At 54.0% G+C, this 1,249-nt stretch carries 1 protein-coding gene; it reads left to right on the top strand.

All coding sequences use genetic code 11. The features are described from left to right. Nucleotides 1-224: 224 nt before the first annotated feature. Entirely contained in the window at nt 225-1,166 is a 942-nt protein-coding gene (locus SLH47_RS26270; RefSeq protein WP_320244094.1) for a tyrosine-type recombinase/integrase, read from the top strand. Nucleotides 1,167-1,249: the final 83 nt, after the last annotated feature.

The following is a 1,249-nucleotide window of genomic DNA, read 5'->3' as shown; positions in this document are numbered from 1 at the left end:
GATAATTCTCGGTTATCATTACAGCGCCCGTATACCTAGGCCGCTTGGGTTGAAATCTTGGATCACCCTACAGTTGCGACCGCCGTGAGTCATCATTCTTTTCGTAGTTTGAAAAGTCATACCTCTCTGTTGCCAAAGCAAATTTGCTCGATTCCTCTGCAGCCTTGAAGGGGTTGGAAGTCGTCGACAAAAGATGGCGGCCCCAGAGCTGCAAGTGAGGGAACATGATCACAATACGGATCGACGATTTTGAGAACTACTGTCGTGAACAACTTGGGCTGAGTGAACACAGCCTTCGAGCCTATCGACAGGATTTAACCGCATTCGCAAAGTTCAAACAAAAGGCGAAGTTAAACGAGCCCCCTTTGGCCGCTGACATTATCGACTTTCAGAAGGACCTTAGAGAGAAACAAGGAGCGAGCCCCGCAACGATCCGGCGGCGATTGGTGACGCTGAGATCCTACTACGGCTGGCTTTGGGAAAATGACGCCAGCTGTCCATCACCCTTTGAAGGATTGCGACTGGACATGAGGGTACCCAAACGCCTCCCCCGCCCAGTCGACCGGCCCACACTTGGTGCGGTTTTCAGGTCGGCCCAGCACATCGTACAACTCAATCCCAACAAGGAGCTATCTGCACCAAGAGAAATTCCAGCTGCGCAGATCACAGGTTTGATTGCAAGGCTGCTGATCGTGACAGGCCTACGCATTGGAGAACTGACTTCGCTCCGTGTGTGTGACGTAACTGGCGCCGCAACGCAAATCCGTGTCCGAGGAAAAGGTGACCGAGAACGCACCGTATATGTTGCCAATGATCGCCTCCAAACCGACTTCAGACGCTTCTGGGAAGATCGCTGCGACGCGGCCGGTTCGCAGGCTTGGCTGTTCACCAACTCGATGGGAGATCGCCTCACCCCTCAGGCATTTCGAAAGAGGCTTAGGACGCTCTCCAAATCACTGAGAATAGAGCCCCACCTTACCCCGCACCGGTTTCGGCACTCTGCAGCAACTCTGCTCATTGAGGAAGGCGTCGATATTAGGTTGGTCCAGCGCCTGCTCGGACACGCCAGCATTGCCACAACGGAGATCTACACGAAGGTCTCTGACAACTCACTTAGCTCGGCAGTGACTGACGCCGACACGTTGGCCAAAGTCGACGCCTACTGAAGGGCCAAGTTTCCTTACGCCTTGGCTCATTGCCGAGGCGTTTGCACCGCGCCGCTAGCATGGGCGGATAACTAGGAATTATG

Source organism: Cognatiyoonia sp. IB215182 (assembly GCF_033963905.1).
Classification (GTDB): Bacteria; Pseudomonadota; Alphaproteobacteria; order Rhodobacterales; family Rhodobacteraceae; genus Yoonia.
The sequence above is the reverse complement of the archived record's forward strand: the minus strand, read 5'-3'. Positions and strand labels throughout refer to the sequence as shown.